We start from the raw sequence: 23,973 nt of genomic DNA on the forward strand, positions 1-23,973 counted from the left end.
GCGCGCCGCAGCCCGGAGGTGCACGGCGAGGGCGCATCCTCGTCCGGCACTGCCACGGTCAGGAGGTGCAACGTGCTCTATCTGTTGGCACTCATCGGTGCGGTGACCCTCGCCGTCCTGCTGTGGAAGGCGTACGGTCCCGCATCTCGTCCGCCGACCCGCGTGGTCGGCCCGGACGACGATCCCGACTTCCTGTGGAAGGTCGATCGCGAGGTGCACCGCCGCCGCAGCGGCGACGGCACGACCGAGTCCGATCAGGAGCGGGGCGACTGACCGCTCGCACTGCGGACCGAACCACCGGCCGAACCGTCGCGTCCCTGCGCGTCGCGCCACCGGCCTTCGTTCCGCTGGGCGCCGAAACCGTCTGCGATATCCGCGGCGAGTCCGAGGAGGGCCCGCCGCGTTCTCCTGTGCACCCGCTCCAGGTCGATCTCCGCGCCTTCTTCGAGGTGGGGATCGAAAGGTAGGACGTGTACCGTGCGGCAACGCTGTTCGAAATGCCGCACCACGAGGTCGAGATCGACCTTGCCCGATCCCGGCCGCACCGCGTTGACCACGGCCACCGATCGCTCGACGAGTTCGCGGTAACCGTGTGCGTCGAGCCAGTCGAGCGTCGCCGAGGCGCTGCGGGCGCCGTCCACCGAACCCGAACTGATCACGACCAGCGTGTCGGCGTTCTCGAGGATCGCGCTCATGGCCGAGTGCATGAGTCCGGTCCCGCAATCCGTGAGCACGATGCTGTAGAACCGGTCGAGCAGGCCCAGCGTCCGCTCGTAGTCGCCGGCGCTGAACGCCTCGGAGACCGCCGGGTCGGTGTCCGAGGCGAGCACCTCGAGACGGTGCGTGTTCTGCGAGGTGTAGGCGCGGACGTCCGCATACGTCTCGAGCAGTGCCTGGTCGCGCAGCAGTGTGCGCACGGTGGCCGGAGTCTGGTCGGCCACCTTCTGGCTCAGCGTGCCCCGGTCCGGATTCGCGTCGACCGCGACGACCCGATCACCGCGCAGCTCTGCGAAGGTCGAGCCGAGGGTGACCGTCGTGGTCGTCTTCCCCACCCCGCCCTTGAGGCTCAGCAGGGCGATCCGATGGCAGCCGTACAACGGTGCACGGACCCGCTCGGCCAGCTCGTCCTTGCGTTGCTGCCGGAAACTCTCCCCGACGTGGACGCGACCACCGGTCGCCCGGTGGACCACCCGCCGCCAGCCCTTCCGCGGCGGGGCTGCGACCGGCCGTACCAACAGCGACGAATCCAGCGCTGTCGCATCCAGAGCGTTCCCGTCGAGCCCCCACGACTCGATACCGGACCCATCCACCGCGTTCTCCCCCCGTCGACTGTCACGGACGACGGGGGGACGATAGCAGCCTCAGTTGAGCCCGGCGTACGAGTGCAGGCCCGAGACCACCATGTTGATGATGAACAGGTTGAACAGCATCGCGACGAACCCGACGACGTTGATCCAGGCCGCACGGGTGTTACGCCATCCGGAGGTCGCGCGGGCGTGCAGATAGGCGGCGTAGACCACCCATGTGATGAACGAGACCGTCTCCTTCGGGTCCCATCCCCAGAACCGTCCCCATGCCGCCTCGGCCCAGATCGCACCGAGGATGATGCCGACACCGAAGAGCGGGAACCCGATGATCGTGGTGCGGTAGGCGAGCCGATCGAGGGTCTGGGCGTCCGGCAGACGCTCCGCGAGCGCTGCGAACACTCCGCTGTGCTCCTCGCCCTTCGGGAAGCGGATCCGCAGAAGGAACAGCAGACTCGCCACGCCCGAGACGAGGAAGATGCCGCTGCCGACACTGATGATCGTCACGTGGATCGGCAACCAGAACGACTGCAGGGCGGGAACCACGGGAGCAGCGTCGGCGTACAGCACCGTCGCCGCGAGGAACATGAGGATCAGGACGGGGGCCAGCAGGTAGACCCACATCGTGCGGTAGGCCGGCCTGCGCAGGACGACCAGGCCGAAGATCACAGCGGCGGCGCACGCCATCGCCACGAACTCGTACATGTTGCCCAGCGGGAACCGCTCGGTGGCCAGGCCGCGCAGCACGATGGAAGCGACCTGCAGTCCGGCGACCACGACGACCAGTGCGCGTCCCATGTTGCCGACACGCTGCGACAGGGTGCGCCCGGGGGTCTGGTCGATCCGTCCCGGTCCGGCAGGGGCCGATCGGGTGCCGGCGGCCACGAGTTCGCGTTCCCGCTGCGCCACCAGGTCGGCCCGGTGGGTCGCGTACTCGGCGACGAGCAGCACCAGCGCCAGCACGAGCACCGCGAACGCCGATTCGAAGGCCCAGTCGCTGTACCGCGCGAGGGTGTCGTTCTGTGTCATCAGTTCTTCTTCTCCTGTGCCGCCGGGGCGGAAGGTGCGTTGTCGCCGAGAAGGCGCTCGACCAGACGGTCGAACTCGTCTCCCCATCCGGCCTGATCGGTTCGTGCGAGGCCGCCGAGCTCTACTACGGTTCGTCGTTCACCGTCGATCACTGTACCGTCCGGGTACGCGCGTGCCCACACTCTGCGTCGTTTGACCAGCAGCGATACGAGCAGGCCGATCATCATGGAGATCGCCGCGACCAGCACCCACTGCTGAACCGGGTCGTGGGAGACCTGCAGGTTGACGAAGTCGGTGGCCTTGTCGAACCGCACCTCGGTGCCGTCGGCAAGTGTCACGCTCTCCCCCGGACGCAGGTTGACGCGGTCCTGTTTCACGAGGCGTCCCTGATTGATCAGTTCCTTGCTGAGCGAGAACAGCGACTGCGGGCTGCCGGTGTCGAGACCGGAGTCGCCCTTGTAGATGTCGATGGCGACGGCCGGGTCCGTCATCGCCGGGAAGATCGATGTGAGCAGTGTGCCGTGGAACGACGCCGTCGGCGCGAACAGTCCCTCGATGGCGATCTGGTTCTTCCGGCGCTCGTCGGCGTCGGGGAACATGCCGCCGGGCGGGTCGAAGCGCATCGCGCCGCTGCTGAGGAAGGTCGTCGCGTCGTCCGGTGCCCACTGCAGCGTCTCGGTACGGGTCTCACCGTTCGGCCAGGTGACCGTGAAGGTCGGGGCGTAGCCGTGGCCCTGCAGGTACACACGGTCGCTGCCGACCCGCAGCGGATGATTGACCTTCAACTGCGCGTCGCGCCAGGTGTTCGTGACGAGATCGTCGCCGTACTGGTACTCGATGTCGGAGGTGAACATCTCCGCCTGCCCGTTGTCGAGATAGTCGGCGGCGAAGGTGTGCACCCGTACGCACATCGGGTTCAGTCCGGTCCCGTCGAGCGTGAGACCGGCCCGGAAGGAGTCGAAGGACGCCGGTGATGTCGTGCAGAACTCCTGACCGTTCGCCACGAGGATGCGCTGACCCTCGTAGCCGAGAAGCTTGCCTGCGGCGACCGCGACGAGCAGTCCGACGAGGGAGATGTGGAAGACCAGGTTGCCGGCCTCGCGCAGATAGCCCTTCTCGGCGGAGAGGGTCATCTCGCCGTCGCGCTCCCGGGCACCGCCCTCGCGACGCGCGATCTTCCATCCGCGCAACTGCCCCTGGATGTGCTCGAGGACCGCCTCGGGGGTCTCGGCCACTGTGGTCTGCACATGATGCGGAAGACGCTTCAGGTTGCGGGGTGCGGGGACCGGCGGTGTCCGCAGGGCGCGCAGATGCTCGACGCAACGCGGCAGGATGCAGCCGACCAGCGAGACGAACAGCAGCACGTAGATCGCGGTGAACCAGAAGCTGCCGAAGACGTCGAACAGCTCGAGCCGGTCCATGATCGGGCCGAGGGCCGGACGTGCCGCGATGTACTCGTCGACCTTCTGGTTGTTGAGGCTGCGCTGCGGCAGGAGCGCGCCGGGGATCGCGGCGAGGGCGAGCAGGAACAACAGGACCAGGGCGGTCCGCATCGACGTCAGGCCGCGCCAGGTGTTCCGGACGAGCGCGGCGGCACGTCCGGCCGTGCTCTGCCGGGGCGGAGGCGAGGGTTGCGGGGCGGGCGTCGGGGTGTGTGTCGCGGTCATACGGGCAGAGTCACTTCCGAGATGAACGAGTCACGGATCCAGGACACGAACAGGTCCCATGCGCCGGTGACGAGAGCGATACCGACGGCCACGAGCATCAGGCCGCCGACGATTTGCACGGTACGCGCGTGCGTCCGCAGCCAGCCGACTCCCCGCAATGCCCGCGCCGAACCGAGGGCGAGCACGACGAACGGCAGTCCCAGACCGAGGCAGTACGCGACGATCAACGCGACCCCACGGGCTGCGGTCGTACCCTCCGTACCCGCCGCGAGCGAGATCACCCCCGCGAGGGTGGGGCCGAGACAGGGGGTCCACCCGAGCGCGAACACCGCGCCGAGCAGCGGCGCTCCTGCCAGATTGGAGATGCGGCGCGGGGTCGGCCGGGTGTCGCGCTGCAGAGCCGGCACGAGGCCGAGGAAGACCAGACCCATGACGATCGTGATCACACCACCGACCCGCATGAGCAGTTCACGGTTGACGGCGAGCGCGGAGATCGCACCGAAGATCGAGACCGTCGCGAGGACGAACACCACCGTGAAACCCGCGACGAACAGTCCGGCAGCACCGGCGACCCGGAGCCGTCCGTCGCTGCGGAGCGTCGTCGTACGGGTACCGGCCTGCTCCGCGGTCACGGCCGGAGCCTCGGCTCCCACCACCCCGGCGAGATAGGACAGATAACCGGGAACGAGCGGCACCACACAGGGCGACGCGAAGGAGACGAGACCGGCGAGCAGGCACGCGCCCATCGCCAGCAGCAACGGACCCGACAGGGCCGCGTTCTGGAAGGTCTCGCCGATACCCGACGCCAGGATCGTCATCACCGCTCCGTCTCCGGCTCTGCCGCGACCCGCTCGACGACCGGCTGCAGGTCCTCGGCGAGCAACTCCGTCAGGTACACCGCGGCCACCCGGTGCTCCCGGTCGAGCACGACCGTCGTCGGCACCACCGAGGTCGGATAGTTCCGTCCGAGCGCGAGAAGCGAGCGCATCGGCGGGTCGTAGATCGACGGATAGCCGATCCGCTGATCGGTCACGAAGTCCTGGGCCTTGTCGCGCTGGCTGTCGCGCACGTTGATGCCGAGGAACTGCACCCCGAGATCCTTGGTGGCCTCGTAGACCCGTTCGAGATCGTCGGCTTCGCTGCGGCAGGGGGCGCACCACTGGCCCCACACGTTGAGCACGACCACCTGTCCCTCGTAATCGTCGAGGGAGAGGGTCTCGCCCTCGTTCATGAGGTCTTCCCCGGACAGTTCCCCGAGGGTGCCGCGCTCGGCCGGGGGGTCGTAGAAGATGCGGGTCTGCCCACCGGGCGAGACGAAGTCGAACGTTCCGCCGGTGGCGACGGCGTCGTCGCCGGTGGCACAGGAGGTGAGAAGAACGGCGCCGCAGAGCGCAACGACGGCCGCCCGGAGCACTCTTCTCATGCGCCGTGGACGTTGGGGTCGGAGGCGCCGGCCGGTTCGGAGTACACCAGGTCGACGAGGGTGTCGCCCTCGTAGACCAGGGAGGTCAGCGACGCGAGGCTGCACTGGCGGCGGCGCGGATCGTGCCACAGGCGCTCGCCCTCGAGGAACCGGCGCAGCGTCCACACCGGAAGCTGGTGACTCACGCACACCGCTTCGCGTCCCGCCGCGGCCACGCGCGCGGCGTTGACGGCGGCGAGCATGCGGTGGGCGATCTGCAGGTAGGGCTCCCCCCACGACGGCGTGAACGGATCGCGCAGCTTCCACCAGTGCCGGGGCCGGGCGAGCGCACCGTCGCCGACCGAGACCTTGAGGCCCTCGAAGTCGTTGGCCGCCTCGATGAGGTTCTCGTCGGTGCGGATCTGCAGTCCGTGCTTCTCCGCGATCGGAGCGGCCGTCTGCTGCGCCCGGTCGAGCGGCGATGCGACCACGTGCGCGATGTCGTGGTCGGCCAGCGAGGCCGCGACCGCTCGTGCCTGCGCTTCGCCGGTCACCGACAACCGGAATCCGGCCAGGCGACCGTAGAGGATGCCGGAGGGGTTGTGTACCTCTCCGTGGCGGAGCACGTGCACGATCGTGCGGGTCTCGGACGGGGCGGCGTCGGTCACGTCGATTGTTCCTCGAGGGGTGTGGAAGGGGCGGGAGTTCGTCGGCAGGGAACGCGGTGGGGTTACGGCGCGGTCGCCGCCGCAGCCGCGCGGGCGGCGTGCGGCAGGGCATCGGCGATCCGCGAGAACGCGTCGTCGTCGAGCGCGGACGAGACGAACCACGTCTCGAAGGCGCTCGGGGGCGCGTAGACGCCACGCTGGAGCAGAGAGTGGAAGAAGGCCGGGAACCGCCAGGTCTGCGCAGCCTTGGCCTGGTCGTAGTTCGTCACCGGCTCATCGGTGAAGAAGACGCTCAGCAGAGTGCCGGCGTTCTGGACGCGGTGCGGCACACCTTCGGCGGCCAGAGCCTCGCCGAGCAGGCGACCGAGGGTCTCGGCGTTGCGGTCCAGTGCGGCGTAGACGTCGGCGTCGGCGGCCCGCAGGCTCGCGAGGCCGGCGGCGACGGCGACAGGATTACCGGAGAGGGTGCCGGCCTGGTAGACCGGGCCGCTCGGGGCGAGATGGGCCATCACGTCGGCGCGACCGCCGAAGGCCGCGGCAGGCAGACCACCGCTCATGACCTTGCCGAAGGTCATGAGGTCGCCGGAGACGCCGTCGATGCCGTGCCAGCCGGTCGGGCTCGCACGGAAGCCGGTCATCACCTCGTCCATGATCAGCAGCGCGCCGTGCTCGCGGGTGAGCCCGCGGAGCCCCTCGTTGAAGCCGGGCACCGGCGGAACCGTTCCCATGTTGCCGGCGGCAGCCTCGGTGATGACCGCCGCGATCTCGCCGGGGTTCGCTTCGAAGGCGTCGCGTACGGCGTCGAGGTCGTTGTAGGGGACGACGATGGTGTCACCGGCCTGGGCACCGGTGACCCCCGGCGAGGTGGGCAGACCGAAGGTCGCGAGACCGGAACCGGCGTCGGCGAGCAGGGCGTCGACGTGACCGTGATAACAGCCGGCGAACTTCACGATCTTCGATCGTCCGGTGAATCCGCGCGCGAGGCGGACCGCACTCATGGTCGCCTCGGTGCCGGAATTGACGAGCCGGACCTGCTCGACGGGCGCGATGCGAGCGACGATCTCCTCGGCGAGTTCGACCTCACCTTCGGTGGGTGCACCGAACGACAGACCGGCGACGGCGGTGGACCGGACCGCCTCGACGACGGCGGGATGAGCGTGCCCGAGAATCATCGGACCCCAGGAACACACCAGGTCGACATAGGTATTGCCGTCGACGTCGGTGAGCAGCGGACCCGATCCCGACGCGAAGAAGGGGGGATTGCCGCCGACCGATCCGAACGCGCGGACCGGAGAGTTGACGCCCCCCGGTGTCACCTTCGATGCCCGGTGGAAGAGTGCGGCGGATCGAGTGTCGTGGGTGGACGAAGCATCGGGGGTCGCAGTCACGACTTCCAGTGTCCGTAGTTTCGCGAGATTTGCCAAAAACACGGGTGATCAAACCTGATGTGTTTTTTCTCCCGTACCAGGAAAAAGGGACACCGTGAGTGACATGCCGCACCTATCGTCTGAGGCATGCCGACCACAGCCGAACATCTGCGCATTGCTCTCGACGGTGCGTGGCACGAAGCCCGCGAACGCGCACGCACGGATCTCGCGCACGAGAAGTTCGCACCGCACTACACCCCCGAGACCGACAAGGCCCGCGCCATCGCACTCGAGCAGATGCGCCTCCTGGCCGAGCACGGGTACGCCGCGGCAGGCTTCTCCGTCGAATCCGGCGGCACGGGCGACGCGGGCAGTGCGGTGGCCTCCATCGAGATGCTCGCGATGTCCGACCTGTCGCTGATGGTCAAGGCCGGCGTGCAGTGGGGGCTGTTCGGCGGTGCCATCGAGAACCTCGGCACCGAGCGGCACCACGAGAAGTACGTCAGACGACTCATCGATCTCGACGTCCTCGGCTGCTTCGCGATGACCGAGACCGGCCACGGCAGCGACGTCCAGTCGCTTGAGACCACGGCGACCTACGATCCGGACACCCAGGAGTTCGTGATCCACTCCCCCACCCCGTCGTCCCGCAAGGATTACATCGGTGGCGCAGCGCAGCACGCCCGGTTCGCGGCGGTCTTCGCCCAGCTCGTCACGCAGGGCGAGACCCACGGCGTGCACTGTTTCGTCGTCCCGATCCGCGACGAGGACGGCCACGACCTGCCGGGGGTGACGACCTCCGATTGCGGATACAAGGGCGGTCTGCCGGGTGTCGACAACGGCCGCATCGTCTTCGATCGGGTGCGCGTCCCGCGGGAGAACCTGCTCGACAAGTACGCGGACGTCGAACCGGACGGGACGTACGTCTCCGATATCGACAACCCGAGCCGGCGGTTCTTCACGATGCTCGGCACCCTCGTCCGCGGCCGGATCACCGTCGGCGGGTCGGCGGGGGCTGCCGCGCGGGTCGCGCTGTCCATCGCCACCCGCTACGCCGAGAAGCGTCGTCAGTTCGACGCCCCGGGGCGCGAGGGCGAGGTTCCGATCATGGACTATCTCGTCCACCAGCGGCGCTTGCTCCCCCTGATCGCCCGCTCGTACGCGCTCGGTTTCGCGCAGAACGAGCTGCTCACGACGATGCACCGGTTGCAGTCGACGTCCTTGCAGGAACTCGACGCGCAGGAGCAGCGCGAACTCGAGGGCCGCGCGGCCGGTCTGAAGGTCGCCAACACCTGGCACGCGTCGCGGGCGATCCAGGAGTGCCGCGAGGCCTGCGGTGGTGCCGGGTACATGGCCGAGAACCGGCTCACGGCGCTGCGCGCGGATGTGGACGTGTTCACCACCTTCGAGGGCGACAACCACGTCCTGACCCAGCTGGTCGCGAAGGAACTGCTCACGGCCTACGCCGACGAGGTGCAGGGCATGAGCCCGGTGGAGTGGATGCGGTTCGCCGCCACCACGATCTCCGACATCGTCAAGAAGCGCACGGCGGCGCAGCAGATCATCCAGACGATCGTCGACACCCGCCAGGACAACGAGGAGGACGGCAGCCTCTTCGACCGTGGCACGCAGGTGACGATGTTCGAGGACCGTGAGCAGTACCTGCTGTCCACCGCCGCCCGCCGCCTGCAGGGCGCGATGAAGCGCGAGGACAATCCGTTCGACGCTTTCAACTTCGTGCAGGACCACGTGCTGCACGCCGCCCGCGCGCACATCGACCGGGTCGTGCTCGAGGCGTTCGTCGCCGCGATCGAGGACTGCACGGACGAGACCGCCCGCGACCTGCTGTCGGAACTGTGCGATCTCTACGCGCTGACGATCATCGACGAGGACAAGGCGTGGTTCATGGAACACCGCCTGCTGTCGGTCGAACGGGCCAAGGCGGTCACGCGCGGGATCAACGAACGGTGCCGCAGCCTGCGCCCGCACGCGCTGACGCTCGTGGAGGGTCTGGGTGTGCCCGAGTACCTGCTCGGCTCGGCCATGCTCGAACGTGAGGGAGCGGTCGTTCCGCCTCAGGACGTCTCGGTCTGACCGGGATCGCCGACGAGCTCGCCGAGCCGAGCTCGAAGCTCGTCGGCGTCCTTCGCCCACGCTCGCACGAATGTCCCTCCGGTCAGGCGCAGTCCGACGGCCTTGCGTCCGCGTGGCACGTCGGACAGTTCGCCGAGGCTACGGGCGGTTTCCCATCGTTTCGGTTCCCCGCGGTCGGCGGGCGGCGGCAGCACCGCCTCGATCTCGGCGACCGGCAGTTCCTCGGTGCCCTGCCGCAGGGCCGTGGACGTGAGTTCGACGCTGACGTGCCGGCGGGCCGCCACGACCATGACGTAGGAGAAACCGGCGAGCACGATCGCGAGGATCGGCAACGCGGCCCAGTGCACGACCGGGCCGGTGAGCAGTTCGACGACGAGGGCCACCATGCAGAAGACCGGGCCGATGGCGACGGTGCGCCATCGCGCGCCGGGTTCGTGGAACAGCGGCTCGGCTGCCTCGAACGGGGACGGACCGGTCAAGCGGCGAACGCGCCGGGGATCACGAGCAGCACCGTGGTCACCAGGCCGAGGACGGCGATGAGAGCGATCAACACCAATTCGCGACGGCGCCCATAGGGCCGCGGTTCCAGCTGCATGACGTCCTTTTCGCTCGACGGGAAGGGCCTTCGGACCCACATGGTGAGCCCACCGTACTCTTCCGCCGCGCGCGACGAAACCGAGTGGTACGTCTATTCTTCCGGCAGCCGCAGGAAGAATCGGTTGGCGTCGCGCCGGTGCATCAGCACGATCGCTCCGACGGTCGCGACGGCTTGCAGAATGCCCACCACACCGAGTATCCAGCCCGCGCCACCCTCTCCGACGCCCACACCGAACACGGTGGGCAGGGTCGACAGCGACATGAACACACCGAGCAGGGTCAGTAGCATCCGCGCCCAGTTCTTGGCCTTCAGCAGCTGCCGGACCACCAGGTACAACAGTCCGACGATCACCAGCCCGATGCCCGCGGTCAGCACGACCAGCACCGGGATTGCCGACTCCAGTTGCTCCGTCGTGATGCCCTCGACGGCCTGATCGGCGGCCATCGTGGACATGAGATCGAGCAGTTCGTCGCGTCGGCTCAGCAGATCGGCGAGACTTGCCGCCAAACTCACGACGGCGAGAGCGAGTACCCCACACCACAATTGGTAGGCGGTGGTGACGTCTCCGGGGACGGGACGGTTCGCCGCGGGACCGGGCCCGACGGGCGGAGCGGGAAAACTCATGACAGGCGACCCGCGACCTCGGCGGCCCAGTAGGTGAGGACGATGTCGGCGCCGGCACGCCGGATCCCCACCAGCGATTCGAGGATCGCGGCGTCGCGGTCGATCCAGCCCTTCTGCGCGGCCGCGCTGATCATCGAGTACTCCCCGGAGATCTGATAGGCGGCCACCGGGACGGGCGAACGGTCGGCGACCTCGCGCAGCACGTCGAGATACGACATCGCCGGCTTGACCATCACCATGTCGGCGCCCTCGGCGAGATCGAGATCCACCTCGTGCATCGACTCCCGGCGGTTCGCCGGATCCTGCTGATAGGTGCGGCGGTCGCCTTCGAGGGACGAGCCGACGGCGTCGCGGAAGGGGCCGTAGAACGCCGAGGCGTACTTCGCGGAGTAGGCGAGCTGCCCGACTTCGGTGTGTCCGGCCTCGTCGAGAGCGGACCGGAGGAAACCGATCTGCCCGTCCATCATTCCGCTCGGCCCCAGCAGGTGGGCTCCGGCCTCGGCCTGCGCGACGGCCATCTCGGCGTAGCGCTCGAGCGTCGCGTCGTTGTCGACGACACCGGAACCTGTGAGCACGCCGCAGTGACCGTGGTCGGTGAACTCGTCGAGGCAGGTGTCGGCCATGATCACCGTGGAGTCGCCGAGTTCGCTGCGCAACGAACGCAGTGCGCGGTTGAGCACACCGTCGGGATCGCTCGCCGCGGAGCCGCGGGCGTCCTTGTCCTCGGGCCGGGGCACACCGAAGAGCATCAGTCCGCCGACACCGGCGGCCACGGCCTCGGTCGCGGCCTTGCGCAGCGAATCGGCGGTGTGCTGGTACACCCCGGGCATCGACACGATCTCGCGCGGTTCGTCGAGGCCGTCGGCCACGAACATCGGGAGCACGAGATGGCGGGGTTCGAGGGAGGTCTCTGCCACCAGCCGTCGGATGGCAGGGGTGCTGCGCAGCCGGCGGGGACGGATGTCGGGGAACATGGGGAGAACACCTTCCATACGGGTCGTGCGCGGTTCCGGTAGCGGTGACTACCGGAACCGCGCACGAGTCATCGGAACATCAGCGGCGGGCGCGGGACTTCTTCCGCGGCGGGGGCAATGCGCCCTCGGCACGGAGCCGGGCAGCGTGCTCGGCGAGCGCGTCGACCAGCGGACCGATCTGCGCGGTCTCGGGCTGCACGTCCACCCGCAGGCCGAACTCGATCGCGGTCTCGGCCGTCTTCGGGCCGATGCACGCGACGATCGTGCGGGCGTGCGGCTTGCCGGCGATACCCACGAGATTGCGGACGGTCGACGACGACGTGAAGCACACCGCGTCGAAACCACCGGTCTTGATCATCTCGCGGGTCGCGGCCGGCGGCGGAGCGGCACGCACGGTGCGGTAGGCAGTGACGTCGTCGATCTCCCAGCCCCGTTCGCGCAGGCCTTCGGCGAGGGTCTCGGTGGCGATGTCGGCGCGCGGCAACAGCACCCGGTTGACCGGGTCGAAGACGTCGTCGTACGGGGCGAACTCGGCGAGCAGGCCCAGGCTGGACTGTTCGCCGCTGGGCACGAGTTCGGGGATGATTCCGAACGAGCGCACCTTCGCGGCCGTGGCCTCACCGACACACGCGATCTTGACGCCGGAGAACGCCCGCGCGTCGAGACCGAACGCCTCGAACTTCTCCCACACCGCACGCACGGCGTTGGTGGAGGTGAACACCACCCACTGGTAGCGGCCGTCGACCAGACCCTTGACCGCACGTTCCATCTGGGCGGGGCTGCGCGGCGGCTCGACCGCGATCGTCGGCACCTCCATGGGGATCGCGCCGTGCGTGACGAGTCGTTCGCTCATCTCGCCGGCCTGATCCTTGGTGCGGGGCACGAGGACGGTCCAGCCGTACAGGGCGCGCGACTCCCACCACGACATCTTGTTGCGGTGCGAGACGACCTTGCCCACGGTGACGACGAGCGGCCCGACGAGTTCGGAGCCCGCGTCGTTCAGGGTCGCGAGCGTGGCCTCGACGGTGCGCTGCTGACGGGTGGTTCCACGCACGGTGATCGCTGCGGGGGTCTGCGGCGCGAGACCGTGCTCGACCAGCGCGCTGGCGGTCTCGGCGAGGTGACCGGAGGTCGCGTGGAGGACGAGGGGTCCGGGGGCTGCGGCGAGCGCGGCCCAGTCGACCTCTCCGCGCACGTCGACCTCGGTGTGGCACGAGCCGAGTGCCATGCCGGCGTAGCTCGGCACCGACGATCCGGCGGGCAGACCGGGGAGGACCTCGAAGACCACCTGGGTGCGGGCGACGGCGTTGACCTCGGCGATCACCGAGTCGGTCGTGAGGGGATCACCGGCGACGAGGCGCACCACGTCGTGTCCGGTCTTCGCCTCCGCGACGAGCGTCTTGGCTACCTCGGAGGGCTCGCCGAGTGCGGGACGGACCTCGGCGACGGGTTCACCGGTCTCCGGGTCGGCACCGTGGTCGGAACCGACGAGGGCAACGACACCCTTGTCGACATCGGGGTCGGTGAAGGCGATCGTGGCGCCCGCCAGCACGTCACGCGCGCGCACGGTGAGCAACGCAGGATCGCCCGGCCCCGATCCCACGAACAGGATGCGCCCGGGGTTGTGCTTACGGACTCGGCTCATCGGTCATTCTCCAGTGCGGTCAAATCAGTGATAAGGGCAAATCGGGTGACGGTCACGGCTGGGTCAATCATCGGCAGGTCTCGTCTCGGGAACGATCCCGTGCTCGACCATGAGTTCGCGCGCACCGAGATCGAGCAGTTCGCGCGCGATACGACGGCCGAGTTCCTCGGCCGTCTCCGGCGCCCCCACCGCGCTCGCTCGCAGCACATCCGATCCGTCCAGGGCGGCGGCACACCCGCGCACCGACAACTCCTCGATCACGCGGCCGTCGTCGTCGAGGGATTCGACGACCTCGGCGATCGCCCCGACCGGTGCGGTGCATCCGGCTTCGAGTTCGGCGAGCAGCGACCGCTCGGCGACGACCGCGGCGCGGCTCGGGGCGTGGTCGAGACCCGCGAGCAGTTCGATCATCTCGGGATCGTCCGACCGGCACTCGACGGCGAGCGCACCCTGCGACGGCGCCGGCAGCATCTGCACCGGTTCGAGGGACTCGGTGACGCGGTCGAGGCGCCCGATGCGCGACAGTCCGGCGCGCGCGATGACGATCGCGTCGAGTTCTCCGGAGTCGACCTTGCCGATGCGGGTGTCGATGTTGCCGCGCAGCGGTTCGATCTGCAGTCCCAGTCCGAGCGCGGCGAGCTGTGCCCGCCGGCGCGGTGCCGAGGTGCCGACCTTCGAACCGGGCGGAAGTTCGCCGAGGACGAGTCCGTCGCGGGCGACGAGCGCGTCGCGCGGATCCTCCCGTTCGGGGACGGCCGCGATGACGAGGCGCGGGTCCTGGAAGGTGGGCAGGTCCTTGTAGGAGTGCACGGCGACGTCCACCTCACCGGCGAGCAGCGCCTCGCGCAGCTCGGCGGTGAACACGCCGACACCGATGCGCTGCACGGGGCCGGGGGTGACATCGCCCTTGGTGGTGATGATGACGAGCTCTGCCGGGCGACCGGCGGCGATGAGTGCGTCGCGCACGGTGCCGGCCTGGGTCGTGGCGAGCACGCTGCCACGGGTACCGATCCGCAGTGGGCGGTCCTGCCGAGCAACGTCGTCGCGGGAAACCGATGCGGCTTCGGTGCTCATGCGGTGCCGTCCTTTCGTGAGACCTGGAGTTCGGTGGTGACAGCGGGGTCCAGTGCGGCGGACAGATCCACCGCGAGGGTCGGATCGGTCAGCGAGCCCAGGTCCTTGGTGGGGGTCGCGACCGCCTCGACCGAACCCGGCCTCAGCTCGAACAGCTCCCGCAGGGCCTCGGCGTACTGGTCGCCTCCCGGCGTCGACGCGAGCTGCTTGACGCGCACCGTCGGCGCGTGGAGGAGCTTGTCGACGACCCGACGCACCGTGCGGGCGACCTCACCGCGCTGGCCGTCGTCGAGATCGGGCAGTCGCGATTCGAGGCGCATCAGCTCGGCCTCGACCACTTCGGCGGCACGCTGACGCAGTGCCGTCACCGTGGGGGTGACCTCCGCGAGGCGCTGCGCGGTGAGGTACTGCGACAACTCGGCGGCGACGATCGTGCGGGCGGCGTCCGCGTCGTTCGCCGCGGCGCCGGCCGACGGGTCGCGCTGCAGCGACTCCATGTCGAAGACCTGCACGCCGGGAAGACCCGCGACGGCGGGATCGACGTCGCGCGGCAGGCCGAGATCGCAGATCGCGAGGGGGCGTTCGCCGCGCCCGGGCTGTGCGAGCGCACGGTGCGCGTCGGCGAGAGTGACGACGGCGCCCACGGCCCCGGTGCAGGTGACGGCGACATCGGCGCGGCTCAGTGCGGCCGCGAGGTCGTCGAACGCGACGACCTCGGCCTCGACACCGGCGGCCCGCGCGGTCTCGGCGAGTCGCTCGGCGCGATCGCGGGTGCGGTTGGCGACGACGATCGAGCCGATCTCCGCCCGGACGAGGTGTGCGACGGCGAGACCGCCCATGGCACCGGCCCCGATCACTGCGGCGGTGCGGCCCCGGAGGTCGCCGCCGAGGAAGTTCGCGGCCTTGTCGAGCGCAACGGAGACGACGGAGGCACCGGCGGCGTCGATGCCGGTCTCCGAGTGCACCCGCTTGCCGACACGCAGCGCCTGCTGGGCGAGTTCGTGCAGTGTGCGGCCTGCGGCCTGCTGGGCGTCGGCGGCGGCGTAGGCCGTGCGGATCTGCCCGAGGATCTGCTGCTCCCCCACGACCATCGAGTCGAGACCGCTCGCGACGGAGAAGAGGTGTTCGGCCGCCGCCTCGCTGTATCGGACGTAGGCGTGCTTGTGCAGTTCGGTGACGGGAAGACCCGAGTGCTCGGCGAGCAGATTGCTGACCGCGGCCAGCGCACCGTGGAAGGCGTCGACCACCGCGTAGATCTCCACCCTGTTGCAGGTGGAGACGATCATCGCTTCGGAGATCTTGTCCGACGCCAGCATCTTGTCGGTGAGCTTGGGACGGTCGGTGTCCGTGACCGCAACCTTCTCGAGCACCGGGACCGGTGCGCTCCTATGCGATATCCCGACGAGGAGAACACTCACGGTGCGATCACCGATCCGTTTCTGGTCGCGGCCGATCCCATCGGACCCGCCTTTCCTGTTGTGGTACGCCGTGCAGAGCTTCGGGTGGAGACCCGCGGGATGCCGGCGGGGCGGACGTCGCCGGCTGCCGGACGGACGTCGGCGCTCGCGGAACGGGCGGTCTCGTCGTTGCGCGTGCTGTTGAAGGACAGGACCTGCATCTCGACGGACAGGTCGACGCGGCGGATCTCGACATGCTCGGGCACCTCGAGTTCGACGGGCGCGAAGCTCAGGATGCTGCGCACCCCTGCGAGCACGAGCAGGTCGCACACCTGCTGCGCGGCGTCGTCGGGGGTGGCGACGACACCGATGGTCGCGCCGAGTTCGCGGGCGCCGCTCTCGAGATCGTCGACGGGCCGGACGACGAGGTCGCCCACACGGGTGCCCACCACGGCGGGATCGGAATCGAAGAGTCCGGCCATGGTGAAACCGCGGCGGTCGAAACCGGGATACCGGGCGAGCGCCCGTCCGAGATTGCCCACTCCCACGAGTACGACGCGGTGACCCCGGTCGAGCCCGAGGGCGGCTTCGATGCGGGACTGCAGGCGCAGGACGTCGTAGCCGACGCCGCGCACTCCGTTGGGCCCGAGGAAGGACAGATCCTTGCGCAGCTTGGCGGAACCGACCCCGGCCGCGGCCGCGAGTTCCTCACTGGAGACGATGAGCGTGCCCGCTTCCGCGAACGCACCGAGGACCCGGAGATAGGTCGCGAGACGCGTCACAGTAGCCTGGGGGATATCGCGGACCGGAGGGGTGGAAGTGGCACCCTCGCCGGACTCGGCGGTGCCGCGAGCGTCCTCGCCCTGCGGTGGGTGCAACTGCGTCACGGTACGTGGCTCCTCGTCCGGCCGGTGGATACACGCCTGGCCTCACGGTGATCCGGGAATTCGTTCACACCACGGTAACCGCTTGTGAAGCCATGCACAAAGTTGCTCGAAGCACCCCGAATGTGCTTCCCACCTGCTGTACGACGAGGGCCTGTCGCGTCAGCGAGCGAGATCGGCGCGCAAGCGCGGCTCGTCGACCTCCCAGTAACTGTGTTCGCGTCCGTCGAGCAGGACGACGGGCAGGCGGTCCCCGAATTCGGCTCGCAGATCGGGATCGGTTGCGGCAGCAAGATCCACGTCGATGCAGGTGACCTCGACGCCGAGCTCCTCGGCGAGCGCCTCCAACTGTTCGCGTGCCGGCCCGCACGCGCCGCATCCGGCACGGACGAGAAGTGTCAGATGATGACGGCGCGCGGAACCGTCCGTTGCCGAAGACGAATGCTCACTCATACCTCCACTGTGCGGCACGGCCCGTCGAGATGAACGTCACACCCGGTCACGGGGGCGACGGCCTCCCCGTGACGAACGGCATCGCGGGCTAGGCTTGGCGCGGGTCGCCCGCGGACGCGCCGGGCACGACCCCGCCCGTTTCGACAGCCCCGCCCGTCACGACACCGGAGGTGCGAGTGCCAGGACGTTCGTTCCCCTACAGCTGGGGCATGGGTGAGACGTGGGCGCGCATCATCCGTCCCGGACGCCGGCTCTTCTCCCGCAAGTTCGGACCCAGCGAGGAAGAGGTCCGCGCCAATCTCGCAGGTGAGGCAAGCGCCGACGCCGCCCTCGCCCTGCAGGAATCCCGCGTCGAACCCGAGCCCTCGCCCGACACCACGCCCGTTCCGCGCGATCTGACCGCGGCGGCCTTCTTCGACGTCGACAACACGATGGTGCAGGGTGCGTCGATCATCCACTTCGCCCGCGGCCTCGTGGCACGGAACTATTTCGACAAGTCCGACCTGTTCGAGTTCGCCTGGCAGCAGGTCAAGTTCCGCCTGACCGGCAAGGAGAACATGAACGACGTCGCGTCCGGTCGCGACAAGGCCCTGTCGTTCGTGCAGGGCCGCTCCACCGAGGAGCTGCGCCGGCTCGGCGCGGAGATCTACGACGAGATCATCGCCGACAAGATCTGGCCGGGCACCCGCGCTCTCGCGCAGATGCACCTCGACGCCGGGCAGCAGGTGTGGCTCGTGACCGCGACGCCGGTCGAACTGGCCGACGTCATCGCCGAACGCCTCGGCCTCACCGGTGCGCTGGGGACCGTCGCCGAGTCGGAGAACGGGGTGTTCACGGGCCGTCTGGTCGGCGACATCCTGCACGGTCTCGGCAAGGCGCACGCGGTACGCGCCCTCGCGATCCGTGAGGGTCTCAATCTCAAGCGGTGCACGGCATACTCCGACAGCCACAACGACGTGCCGATGCTGTCGGTGGCGGGCACGGCCGTCGCGATCAACCCCGATCCGGATCTGCGGCAGGTCGCCCGTACGCGCGGGTGGGAGATCCGCGATTTCCGGACGGCGCGCAAGGCCGCGAAGGTCGGGGTGCCGACGGCGCTCGGCCTCGGGGCCGCAGGTGGTGCGGTCGCGGTCCTCGTGGGCCGCCGCCGCGATCGAGCGGCATAGGCCGGAGGCGGCGGCACTCAGCCGAGGAAGACGTTGCGGCGGCGCGTGAGCAGCTTGTAGAGGGTCTGTTGGATCGTCTCACGTACGTGGTCGGTGACCTCGAACAACACCATCGGATCTTCCGCCGCCGCGTCGTCGTACACGTCGGTGACGATCGGTGTGCCGAACTCGATGTACCACTTGGAGGGCAGCGGCACGATCCCCAGCGGCCCGAGCGCCGGGAACTGCGGGGTGATCGGGAAGTAGGGCAGGCCGAGCAGACGGGCGAGCGAGGTGAGGTCGGCGAGATTCGGGTAGATCTCCTCCGAGCCGACGATCGAGCACGGCACGATGGGCGCCTGGGTGCGCAGCGCCGCCGACACGAAACCACCGCGTCCGAACCGCTGCAGTTTGTAGCGTTCCTTGAACGGTTTGCCGAGCCCCTTGTAGCCCTCGGGGAAGACCGCGACCACCTGGTCCTGGGCGAGCAGGCGTTCGGCGTCGGGATGGCACGCGAGGGTGTGGCCCGCCTTGCGGGCGACCGTCCCGACCACGGGCAGACCGAAGGCGAGGTCGGCGGCGAGCATCCGCAGCGGGCGGTCGGCGTGGTCGTGCACGGCGACGGAGGTCATCAGCGCGTCGACGGGGAGCGTGCCGGCGTGGTTGGCGACGACGAGCGCGCGGCCTTCGGCGGGGATGTTCTCGATGCCGCGGACCTCGACGCGGAACCACTTGTCGAACAGCGGGCGCAGCACCGGCAGGACGACGTTGTCGGTGAAGTGCGGGTCGAAGCCGAAGTCGTCGACCTCGTAGTCGCCGGTCATGCGGCGGCGGACGAACTCGGCGGTAGCGGCGACCTGCTGTGCGAGGGTTCCGCGCAGGTCGTCGAGGAACTGATCGGTGCGGCTCTTCCGTTCGGGGGTGGACGGTGGCCCCATCGACGGATGGGGTGTGCGTGCGACCCGTTCGCCGGGACGGCGGTTGCCGGCGTGCAACGGGATGACCTTCGCGACCTCCGTCATCGCGTCTCCCTCGTCTCTCCGAGCACGGAGAGCGCCATCGACTCGGCCTTGTCCACCCATTCGGTCTTCACGAGGCGGGTGAGGGCGAGGCCCCGGGCGAAATCGTCGAGCGCTTCTCTCGTGGTCCAGCGTGGCTCGAATCCGAACTCGTCGCACATGCGCGTGGTGTCGAGTCCGCATCCGAAATGGAAATAGTCGAGTTCTTCCTTGGTGAACGAGTTCATCACGGAACCCATGAGTGCGTGCCCGACGGTACGGAACAGCGCGTAGGGCATCGGCACGATAACGCCTCCGGCCCGGCGCACGGCCTGGGTCATCATGACGATGCCCTCACCGGCGATGTTGTACGTCCCGGGTGGCCCGGCGACGACCGCGTGTTCGAGCGCACCGAGCGCGTCCTCCTCGTGGAGCAACTGGAGGCGCGCGTCGCGGCCGAGCACGTTCGGGACCAGCGAGGAGGTGAGATAACTCGACACCGAGCCGGGCAGCCGGTTCCCGACGGTGGGTGCGAGCCGGAGGATGGTGGTCGCGATGTCGCTGCGCCGCCGGGCGACTCCGCGCAGATACCCCTCGACCTCCAGCATGTCGCGGGCGAAGGCACCGGTGGGCCGGCGGCGGGCACTCATCTCCTCGGTGAACTTCGCGGGATCCTTGGCGCTCGAGCCGTAGACGACGGACGAGGACCGCAGCACGATCCGGCGCACCGACGGCGCCTTCTGGCACACCGCGAACAACTGCATCGCGCCGAGGACGTTCATGTCCTTCATCGCGGTGCGGCTACCCGACTTCGGGGCCTTGGTGACGGCGGACGCGTGGACGACGGTGTCGACGTCCATGTTGCGGATGATCTTGCCGATGAGCGGATTGCGGATGTCGGCGAGCACGAACTCGGCCCGGCCCATGCGTCGGAGCATGTCCTTCGACGGTGACTGCGTGTCGACGCCGATCACCCGCTCGATATCCGGATTCTGGGCAAGCCTGGTGACGAGGAAACCACCCAGGAACCGACTTGCTCCGGTGACCAGCACGACTCGCGGACGTGCCACCTCGTGCCCCTGCGAAACCACTCGTGAACCCCCTGCTGCACCACACGCGTCATCGGTCACATTCGCCCCGGCGCGGTATGCCGTCCCACAATACGGCCACTTCGCTGCCGTCGCACGACAGGTCGGTGAATTTTCGGGTGCCGGGATGCGGAGACGAACGATGCCCGTCACCATGGATGGTGACGGGCATCGGACAGGCGCAATGCTTACTTGCCGAGTTTACGACGCTGCACTCGGGTGCGGCGGAGCAGCTTGCGGTGCTTCTTCTTCGACATGCGCTTACGGCGCTTCTTGATCACAGATCCCATGTGGGCATCCCTCACGTTCCTTGTAGCGTTCCTGCGCACGCCGGTGACGTACGCCTGATGTATGTCGACGCTGGGCCTCGTGGCGACGAGTAACAGCGCCTCACGACACCGGCTGGCCGGTACGACGTCAAGCAATCCTACCGGGGCGGCCCACCGGCGTGAAACCGAGGTCCGCCCCGGGACGCGACTTCCCTCGCGCACCGGATCCGTTCGCCGAACCGCCGTCCCCGACGACGCGCCGACCGTCCCTTATCCGACGTCGAAGTACGACGTCTCCAGATAGTCGTGGACGGCCTTCGCGTGCACGCGGAACGACCGTCCCACCCGCACTGCGGGTAGTTCGCCGCTGTGCACCAGCCTGTACACGGTCATCTTCGACACCCTCATGAGAGCTGCCACTTCGGCAACCGTCAGGAACTGGGTACCGGCGAGAACCGACTGTCCGTCTTGAGGTTGACCCTTCGACGGCGTGTTTCCTGAAACCATTACACACCTCCGGCACGCCCGCGCCGCCGGCTTCCCCTCCGGCGGAACAGACACGCACGTGCTGATTCGAGCTTAGCGTGACAAATGGTTCGTGTGCGACGATGCAGCCGGGGAATTTCCGGCGAGCGAGCCGTTCGTCGTCACGCTACGCCTCACCTGGGCCTCTGTCAGGCGGTCCCGGAGAGCCCTTCCCGGGCCACGGGCGACACCTGATCGGATGCCGCTCCGAGTTGCGCGGAACGACGCTTCGCGGCGTCGAGCGCCTCGTAGAAGGCAGTGCGCACCCCTCCACGCTCGAGTTCGCGGATCGCTGCTGCGGTGGTTCCTCCCGGCGAGGTGACCGCCGCGCGCAGGTCGGCGGCGTTGTCTCCGGAACGCGCGAGCATGGCCGCCGAACCGGTCATCGTCTGCACCACCAGGTCGGTGGCGACCGCTCGGGTCAGACCGAGCGCGACACCGGCATCGATCATCGCCTCCGCGACGAGGAAGAAGTAGGCGGGACCGGATCCGGACACCGCGGTGACCGCATCGATCTGCGACTCCGGGACCACCGAGACCGTCCCCACGCTCGCGAGGATCTCGCGGACCGTGTCGAGATGCTGCTGCTTGACGTACCGGCCCGCGGACAGCACGCTCGCACCCTCCCCGACCAGCATCGGGGTGTTCGGCATCACGCGCACGACGGGGAATCCCGCCGGGAGCTTGGTCTCGTAGCGGACCGTCGGGATGCCGGCCGCGAGCGACACCAGGATCTGCTCGTCGTCGTTCCCGGCGTCGACCGCCGCGAGGGCGGTGACGACGGCGTCCACATCGTTGGGCTTGACGGCCACGACGACCACGTCGGCGCCTTCCGCGGCGTCGGCGGTGCTGTCGGTGACCCGGATCGAGTAGGTCCGTGACAGTTCGTCACGTCGTTCCTCGAACTTCTCGGCGACCACGAGATCCTTGGTCGCGAAACCGTTCTTCAGCAGACCCGAGACCAGCGCCTCGCCGATCCTGCCGCCACCGATCACTGCGATTCTCGTCATGGGGACAGACTGCCACGACGGCTCGTGCGGTCCACACCACGGTGACGGTCGTGCGGTCACACCGCACGACCCGCCTGCCGGGACCGACCTCGGTGGAGTGCGTCAGCGCGGCATCATGGCCAGCTGACGCGACTGCACGACGACCTGACCGGTCGAGTCGACGACGGTGTGGTCCTCCTCGAACCAGGTGTTGCCGAGGACGCTGCTCTCGGCGATGACGCGCAGCCATCCCGGAGCCGGCACCCGGCGCAGATATGCGGTGAGCTGCACCGTCGGCGCCCACCCGAATCGGCCGAGGTTCATCGCCACGGGAGCCGACACGTCGCCGCACATGAGCGCGAACAGTACCGAGGTGTCGACGTCGGCCTCGTCGCCCGGTGACGGCCGCGTCCACATCGACACGAGCGGTTCGCCCTGCTCCCCGTCGAGGAAGCGCGCGGTGGAGGCGTCGATCCGGAGCCGGGAGGTGGAGGCGAACTTCACGATCTGCCCCATGGGGTGCTCGGGGGTGACGAGCACCGACCCGTCCGGCGGGTCGGCGGGCATGGTGGTCGCGCGGTGCGGCACCGTGTGGAACGGCTGCTCGGTGTCCGGTGCGCCGAGGGTGACGCTCGCCCGCACCGCCACGCGACCGGCCTGGGACAGCTCGACGTCCACGACACCGATCTGTTTGCCCTGCTTGCGCAGGACGGTGGTGAGCTCGACGTCGCCGGGATCGGGCGCGGAGACGAACGAGGCGCTGACGGCGAGGGGCTGGGTGAGGGGGTCGACGCCGGCGTCGAGCACAGACCTGCGGGCCACGGACGCGCAGACCGCGAGCAAGCAGCCGCCGTGCACCTTGGGTCCGATGGTCCACACCGGAGCGATGTGGGCCTGCCATGCGGCGGTGCCGTCGGGGTGGCCGCCCGGCACCCGGGTGACCGAAGTCAGGTCGCGGAAGGGCTGGTCGGTGGGGGTCACTGCTGCTCCTGGTGGTCGTTCGGGGCCGGATCGTCGCCGGTCGTGGGGAGATCGCCGGACCCGAACATGCGGGCGGCGAGATGCTGGTGGGCCAGTCGGCGCATGGCGGTGAGCACCGGTTCGTACAGTGCGGTCCCGAGCACGGCCGCCTCCACGGTGATCTCCCGGGAGTCCGTCGGCAGCAGCTCGAGGTCGAGCTCGGCGATGGCGCGGACGTGTCGGCCGTAGGCATCGATCCGGCGATGTCCCATCCGCAGACCGGCCGTCTCGAGTGCCGCGAGCGCATGTTCGAGTTGTGCCACGGCCGCGAACCGCGGGTCGTAGATCTGGCCGAGGTGTTCGAGCAGCCGACGGGCCCGGGGGTAGTCGGGACCCGTCGAGCCCTCGACGTAGGGAGGCAGCGCGGCAATGGCGTGGCCGAGTTCGACGAACAGGTCGTCGCGGGGGTTGTCGACGAGCTCCACGACGGTCTTGATCTTCTCGAGGGGCAGGCCCTGGGCGGCGAGAGCCCGGACGAGACCGAGGCGGCGGACGTGCCGGTCGTCGTAGGTCGCCGAGGTAGCGCTCGTCGCCACCCCGGGCATGAGCAGCCCTTCCCGCAGGTAGTACTTCACCGTCGGCAGCGGCATGCCGCAGCGCTCGGCGAGTTCCGAGATACGCACGGACCACCTCCCGTCCTCGACACCGGATACTACAACTATCCAGTTACGTGGATCCTGGTGAGCAGGTGTGGAAAGGACTTCCGCGCCGGAGCGACTCGGCAGGATGTTCGTGGCGGTTCGGCGGTTCCGCTCGCCG

Annotated in this window: 25 protein-coding genes; 3 read left to right on the forward strand and 22 right to left on the reverse strand. The window is 69.0% G+C overall.

Annotated elements, in window-relative coordinates; genetic code table 11:
• Positions 1-72 precede the first annotated feature (72 nt).
• Complete coding sequence (locus A8G18_RS02410) at positions 73-273, forward strand: hypothetical protein (protein ID WP_016932633.1); 201 nt, start codon at positions 73-75, stop codon at positions 271-273.
• Here A8G18_RS02410 and A8G18_RS02415 read toward each other — a convergent pair.
• From A8G18_RS02415 to hemL, 7 genes are all read right to left on the reverse strand, one after another.
• On the reverse strand, positions 255-1,310 hold the full coding sequence (locus tag A8G18_RS02415) for a MinD/ParA family ATP-binding protein (protein ID WP_064062601.1): 1,056 nt from the start codon (positions 1,308-1,310) through the stop codon (positions 255-257). The two genes, A8G18_RS02410 and A8G18_RS02415, sit on opposite strands and share 19 nt — an antisense overlap.
• A 51-nt stretch (positions 1,311-1,361) precedes the next feature.
• Entirely contained in the window at positions 1,362-2,333 is a 972-nt protein-coding gene (gene ccsB, locus A8G18_RS02420; protein WP_064062602.1) for a c-type cytochrome biogenesis protein CcsB, read from the reverse strand.
• A complete protein-coding gene (resB, locus tag A8G18_RS02425) occupies positions 2,333-4,000 on the reverse strand; it encodes a cytochrome c biogenesis protein ResB (protein ID WP_016932636.1) in 1,668 nt (555 codons plus the stop codon). Before resB ends, ccsB begins: the two co-directional genes overlap by 1 nt.
• Positions 3,997-4,818 (reverse strand): cytochrome c biogenesis CcdA family protein, encoded by an 822-nt coding sequence (locus A8G18_RS02430; RefSeq protein WP_064062603.1) that lies wholly within the window; start codon positions 4,816-4,818, stop codon positions 3,997-3,999. The genes resB and A8G18_RS02430 overlap by 4 nt, the downstream gene beginning before the upstream one ends.
• The gene (locus A8G18_RS02435) at positions 4,818-5,423 is read right to left on the reverse strand and encodes a TlpA disulfide reductase family protein (RefSeq protein WP_026002952.1); all 606 of its coding nucleotides are present in this window, start codon (positions 5,421-5,423) and stop codon (positions 4,818-4,820) included. The genes A8G18_RS02430 and A8G18_RS02435 overlap by 1 nt, the downstream gene beginning before the upstream one ends.
• A complete protein-coding gene (locus A8G18_RS02440; RefSeq protein WP_016932639.1) occupies positions 5,420-6,070 on the reverse strand; it encodes a histidine phosphatase family protein in 651 nt (216 codons plus the stop codon). Before A8G18_RS02440 ends, A8G18_RS02435 begins: the two co-directional genes overlap by 4 nt.
• 62 nt (positions 6,071-6,132) lie before the next feature.
• Positions 6,133-7,458: a glutamate-1-semialdehyde 2,1-aminomutase gene (gene hemL / locus A8G18_RS02445; protein WP_064062604.1), complete on the reverse strand. Its 1,326-nt coding sequence runs from the start codon at positions 7,456-7,458 to the stop codon at positions 6,133-6,135.
• A gap of 126 nt (positions 7,459-7,584) precedes the next feature.
• On the opposite strand from hemL, the gene A8G18_RS02450 reads away from it, so the two are divergent.
• Positions 7,585-9,531 carry an acyl-CoA dehydrogenase family protein gene (locus A8G18_RS02450; RefSeq protein ID WP_016932641.1) on the forward strand — a complete coding sequence of 649 codons (1,947 nt, stop codon included), beginning with the start codon at positions 7,585-7,587 and terminating at the stop codon, positions 9,529-9,531.
• On the opposite strand, the gene A8G18_RS02455 is transcribed toward A8G18_RS02450, so the two are convergent.
• From A8G18_RS02455 to A8G18_RS02490, 8 genes are all read right to left on the reverse strand, one after another.
• Positions 9,513-10,010 carry a hypothetical protein gene (locus A8G18_RS02455; protein WP_064062605.1) on the reverse strand — a complete coding sequence of 166 codons (498 nt, stop codon included), beginning with the start codon at positions 10,008-10,010 and terminating at the stop codon, positions 9,513-9,515. The two genes, A8G18_RS02450 and A8G18_RS02455, sit on opposite strands and share 19 nt — an antisense overlap.
• Before the next feature lie 209 nt (positions 10,011-10,219).
• Entirely contained in the window at positions 10,220-10,753 is a 534-nt protein-coding gene (locus tag A8G18_RS02460) for a hypothetical protein (protein WP_016932644.1), read from the reverse strand.
• Entirely contained in the window at positions 10,750-11,727 is a 978-nt protein-coding gene (hemB, locus tag A8G18_RS02465; protein WP_064062771.1) for a porphobilinogen synthase, read from the reverse strand. Before hemB ends, A8G18_RS02460 begins: the two co-directional genes overlap by 4 nt.
• A 79-nt stretch (positions 11,728-11,806) precedes the next feature.
• On the reverse strand, positions 11,807-13,372 hold the full coding sequence (locus A8G18_RS02470; RefSeq protein WP_064062606.1) for a bifunctional uroporphyrinogen-III C-methyltransferase/uroporphyrinogen-III synthase: 1,566 nt from the start codon (positions 13,370-13,372) through the stop codon (positions 11,807-11,809).
• 63 nt (positions 13,373-13,435) lie between these two features.
• Positions 13,436-14,446 carry a hydroxymethylbilane synthase gene (hemC, locus tag A8G18_RS02475; protein ID WP_016934688.1) on the reverse strand — a complete coding sequence of 337 codons (1,011 nt, stop codon included), beginning with the start codon at positions 14,444-14,446 and terminating at the stop codon, positions 13,436-13,438.
• Entirely contained in the window at positions 14,443-15,864 is a 1,422-nt protein-coding gene (locus A8G18_RS02480; protein WP_064062607.1) for a glutamyl-tRNA reductase, read from the reverse strand. The genes hemC and A8G18_RS02480 overlap by 4 nt, the downstream gene beginning before the upstream one ends.
• Positions 15,861-16,730 carry a redox-sensing transcriptional repressor Rex gene (locus A8G18_RS02485; RefSeq protein WP_084421384.1) on the reverse strand — a complete coding sequence of 290 codons (870 nt, stop codon included), beginning with the start codon at positions 16,728-16,730 and terminating at the stop codon, positions 15,861-15,863. Before A8G18_RS02485 ends, A8G18_RS02480 begins: the two co-directional genes overlap by 4 nt.
• Before the next feature lie 159 nt (positions 16,731-16,889).
• On the reverse strand, positions 16,890-17,180 hold the full coding sequence (locus A8G18_RS02490) for a glutaredoxin family protein (protein ID WP_016935629.1): 291 nt from the start codon (positions 17,178-17,180) through the stop codon (positions 16,890-16,892).
• A 209-nt stretch (positions 17,181-17,389) separates the two neighbouring features.
• On the opposite strand from A8G18_RS02490, the gene A8G18_RS02495 reads away from it, so the two are divergent.
• The gene (locus tag A8G18_RS02495) at positions 17,390-18,346 is read left to right on the forward strand and encodes an HAD family hydrolase (protein WP_064062608.1); all 957 of its coding nucleotides are present in this window, start codon (positions 17,390-17,392) and stop codon (positions 18,344-18,346) included.
• 17 nt (positions 18,347-18,363) lie between these two features.
• Here A8G18_RS02495 and A8G18_RS02500 read toward each other — a convergent pair whose 3' ends face one another.
• From A8G18_RS02500 to A8G18_RS02525, 7 genes are all read right to left on the reverse strand, one after another.
• Positions 18,364-19,347, reverse strand: coding sequence for a lysophospholipid acyltransferase family protein (locus tag A8G18_RS02500; RefSeq protein ID WP_064062609.1), 984 nt, complete (start codon positions 19,345-19,347; stop codon positions 18,364-18,366).
• Positions 19,344-20,375, reverse strand: coding sequence for an NAD-dependent epimerase/dehydratase family protein (locus tag A8G18_RS02505; protein WP_026003238.1), 1,032 nt, complete (start codon positions 20,373-20,375; stop codon positions 19,344-19,346). Before A8G18_RS02505 ends, A8G18_RS02500 begins: the two co-directional genes overlap by 4 nt.
• A 224-nt stretch (positions 20,376-20,599) precedes the next feature.
• Positions 20,600-20,701, reverse strand: coding sequence for a 30S ribosomal protein bS22 (locus A8G18_RS22270; protein ID WP_003402602.1), 102 nt, complete (start codon positions 20,699-20,701; stop codon positions 20,600-20,602).
• A gap of 249 nt (positions 20,702-20,950) precedes the next feature.
• Positions 20,951-21,187 (reverse strand): helix-turn-helix domain-containing protein, encoded by a 237-nt coding sequence (locus A8G18_RS02510; protein ID WP_006552345.1) that lies wholly within the window; start codon positions 21,185-21,187, stop codon positions 20,951-20,953.
• 167 nt (positions 21,188-21,354) lie between these two features.
• Positions 21,355-22,215 carry a pyrroline-5-carboxylate reductase gene (gene proC, locus A8G18_RS02515; RefSeq protein ID WP_016933934.1) on the reverse strand — a complete coding sequence of 287 codons (861 nt, stop codon included), beginning with the start codon at positions 22,213-22,215 and terminating at the stop codon, positions 21,355-21,357.
• A gap of 102 nt (positions 22,216-22,317) precedes the next feature.
• Complete coding sequence (locus tag A8G18_RS02520; RefSeq protein ID WP_064062611.1) at positions 22,318-23,175, reverse strand: thioesterase family protein; 858 nt, start codon at positions 23,173-23,175, stop codon at positions 22,318-22,320.
• Positions 23,172-23,837 carry a MerR family transcriptional regulator gene (locus tag A8G18_RS02525; RefSeq protein ID WP_064062612.1) on the reverse strand — a complete coding sequence of 222 codons (666 nt, stop codon included), beginning with the start codon at positions 23,835-23,837 and terminating at the stop codon, positions 23,172-23,174. Before A8G18_RS02525 ends, A8G18_RS02520 begins: the two co-directional genes overlap by 4 nt.
• Between the last annotated feature and the right edge of the window lie 136 nt (positions 23,838-23,973).

This window comes from Rhodococcus gordoniae (genome assembly GCF_001646655.1).
GTDB classification, from domain to species: Bacteria; Actinomycetota; Actinomycetes; order Mycobacteriales; family Mycobacteriaceae; genus Rhodococcus; species Rhodococcus gordoniae.

Coding starts and splice junctions, on each gene's coding strand:
- ccsB (WP_064062602.1), bottom strand. CDS start 2,333: ATGACACAGAACGACACCCTCGCGCGGTACAGCGACTGGGCCTTCGAA.
- resB (WP_016932636.1), bottom strand. CDS start 4,000: ATGACCGCGACACACACCCCGACGCCCGCCCCGCAACCCTCGCCTCCG.
- A8G18_RS02430 (WP_064062603.1), bottom strand. CDS start 4,818: ATGACGATCCTGGCGTCGGGTATCGGCGAGACCTTCCAGAACGCGGCC.
- A8G18_RS02435 (WP_026002952.1), bottom strand. CDS start 5,423: ATGAGAAGAGTGCTCCGGGCGGCCGTCGTTGCGCTCTGCGGCGCCGTT.
- A8G18_RS02450 (WP_016932641.1), top strand. CDS start 7,585: ATGCCGACCACAGCCGAACATCTGCGCATTGCTCTCGACGGTGCGTGG.
- A8G18_RS02460 (WP_016932644.1), bottom strand. CDS start 10,753: ATGAGTTTTCCCGCTCCGCCCGTCGGGCCCGGTCCCGCGGCGAACCGT.
- hemB (WP_064062771.1), bottom strand. CDS start 11,727: ATGTTCCCCGACATCCGTCCCCGCCGGCTGCGCAGCACCCCTGCCATC.
- A8G18_RS02470 (WP_064062606.1), bottom strand. CDS start 13,372: ATGAGCCGAGTCCGTAAGCACAACCCCGGGCGCATCCTGTTCGTGGGA.
- hemC (WP_016934688.1), bottom strand. CDS start 14,446: ATGAGCACCGAAGCCGCATCGGTTTCCCGCGACGACGTTGCTCGGCAG.
- A8G18_RS02490 (WP_016935629.1), bottom strand. CDS start 17,180: ATGAGTGAGCATTCGTCTTCGGCAACGGACGGTTCCGCGCGCCGTCAT.
- A8G18_RS02495 (WP_064062608.1), top strand. CDS start 17,390: ATGGGTGAGACGTGGGCGCGCATCATCCGTCCCGGACGCCGGCTCTTC.
- A8G18_RS02500 (WP_064062609.1), bottom strand. CDS start 19,347: ATGACGGAGGTCGCGAAGGTCATCCCGTTGCACGCCGGCAACCGCCGT.
- A8G18_RS22270 (WP_003402602.1), bottom strand. CDS start 20,701: ATGGGATCTGTGATCAAGAAGCGCCGTAAGCGCATGTCGAAGAAGAAG.
- A8G18_RS02510 (WP_006552345.1), bottom strand. CDS start 21,187: ATGGTTTCAGGAAACACGCCGTCGAAGGGTCAACCTCAAGACGGACAG.
- proC (WP_016933934.1), bottom strand. CDS start 22,215: ATGACGAGAATCGCAGTGATCGGTGGCGGCAGGATCGGCGAGGCGCTG.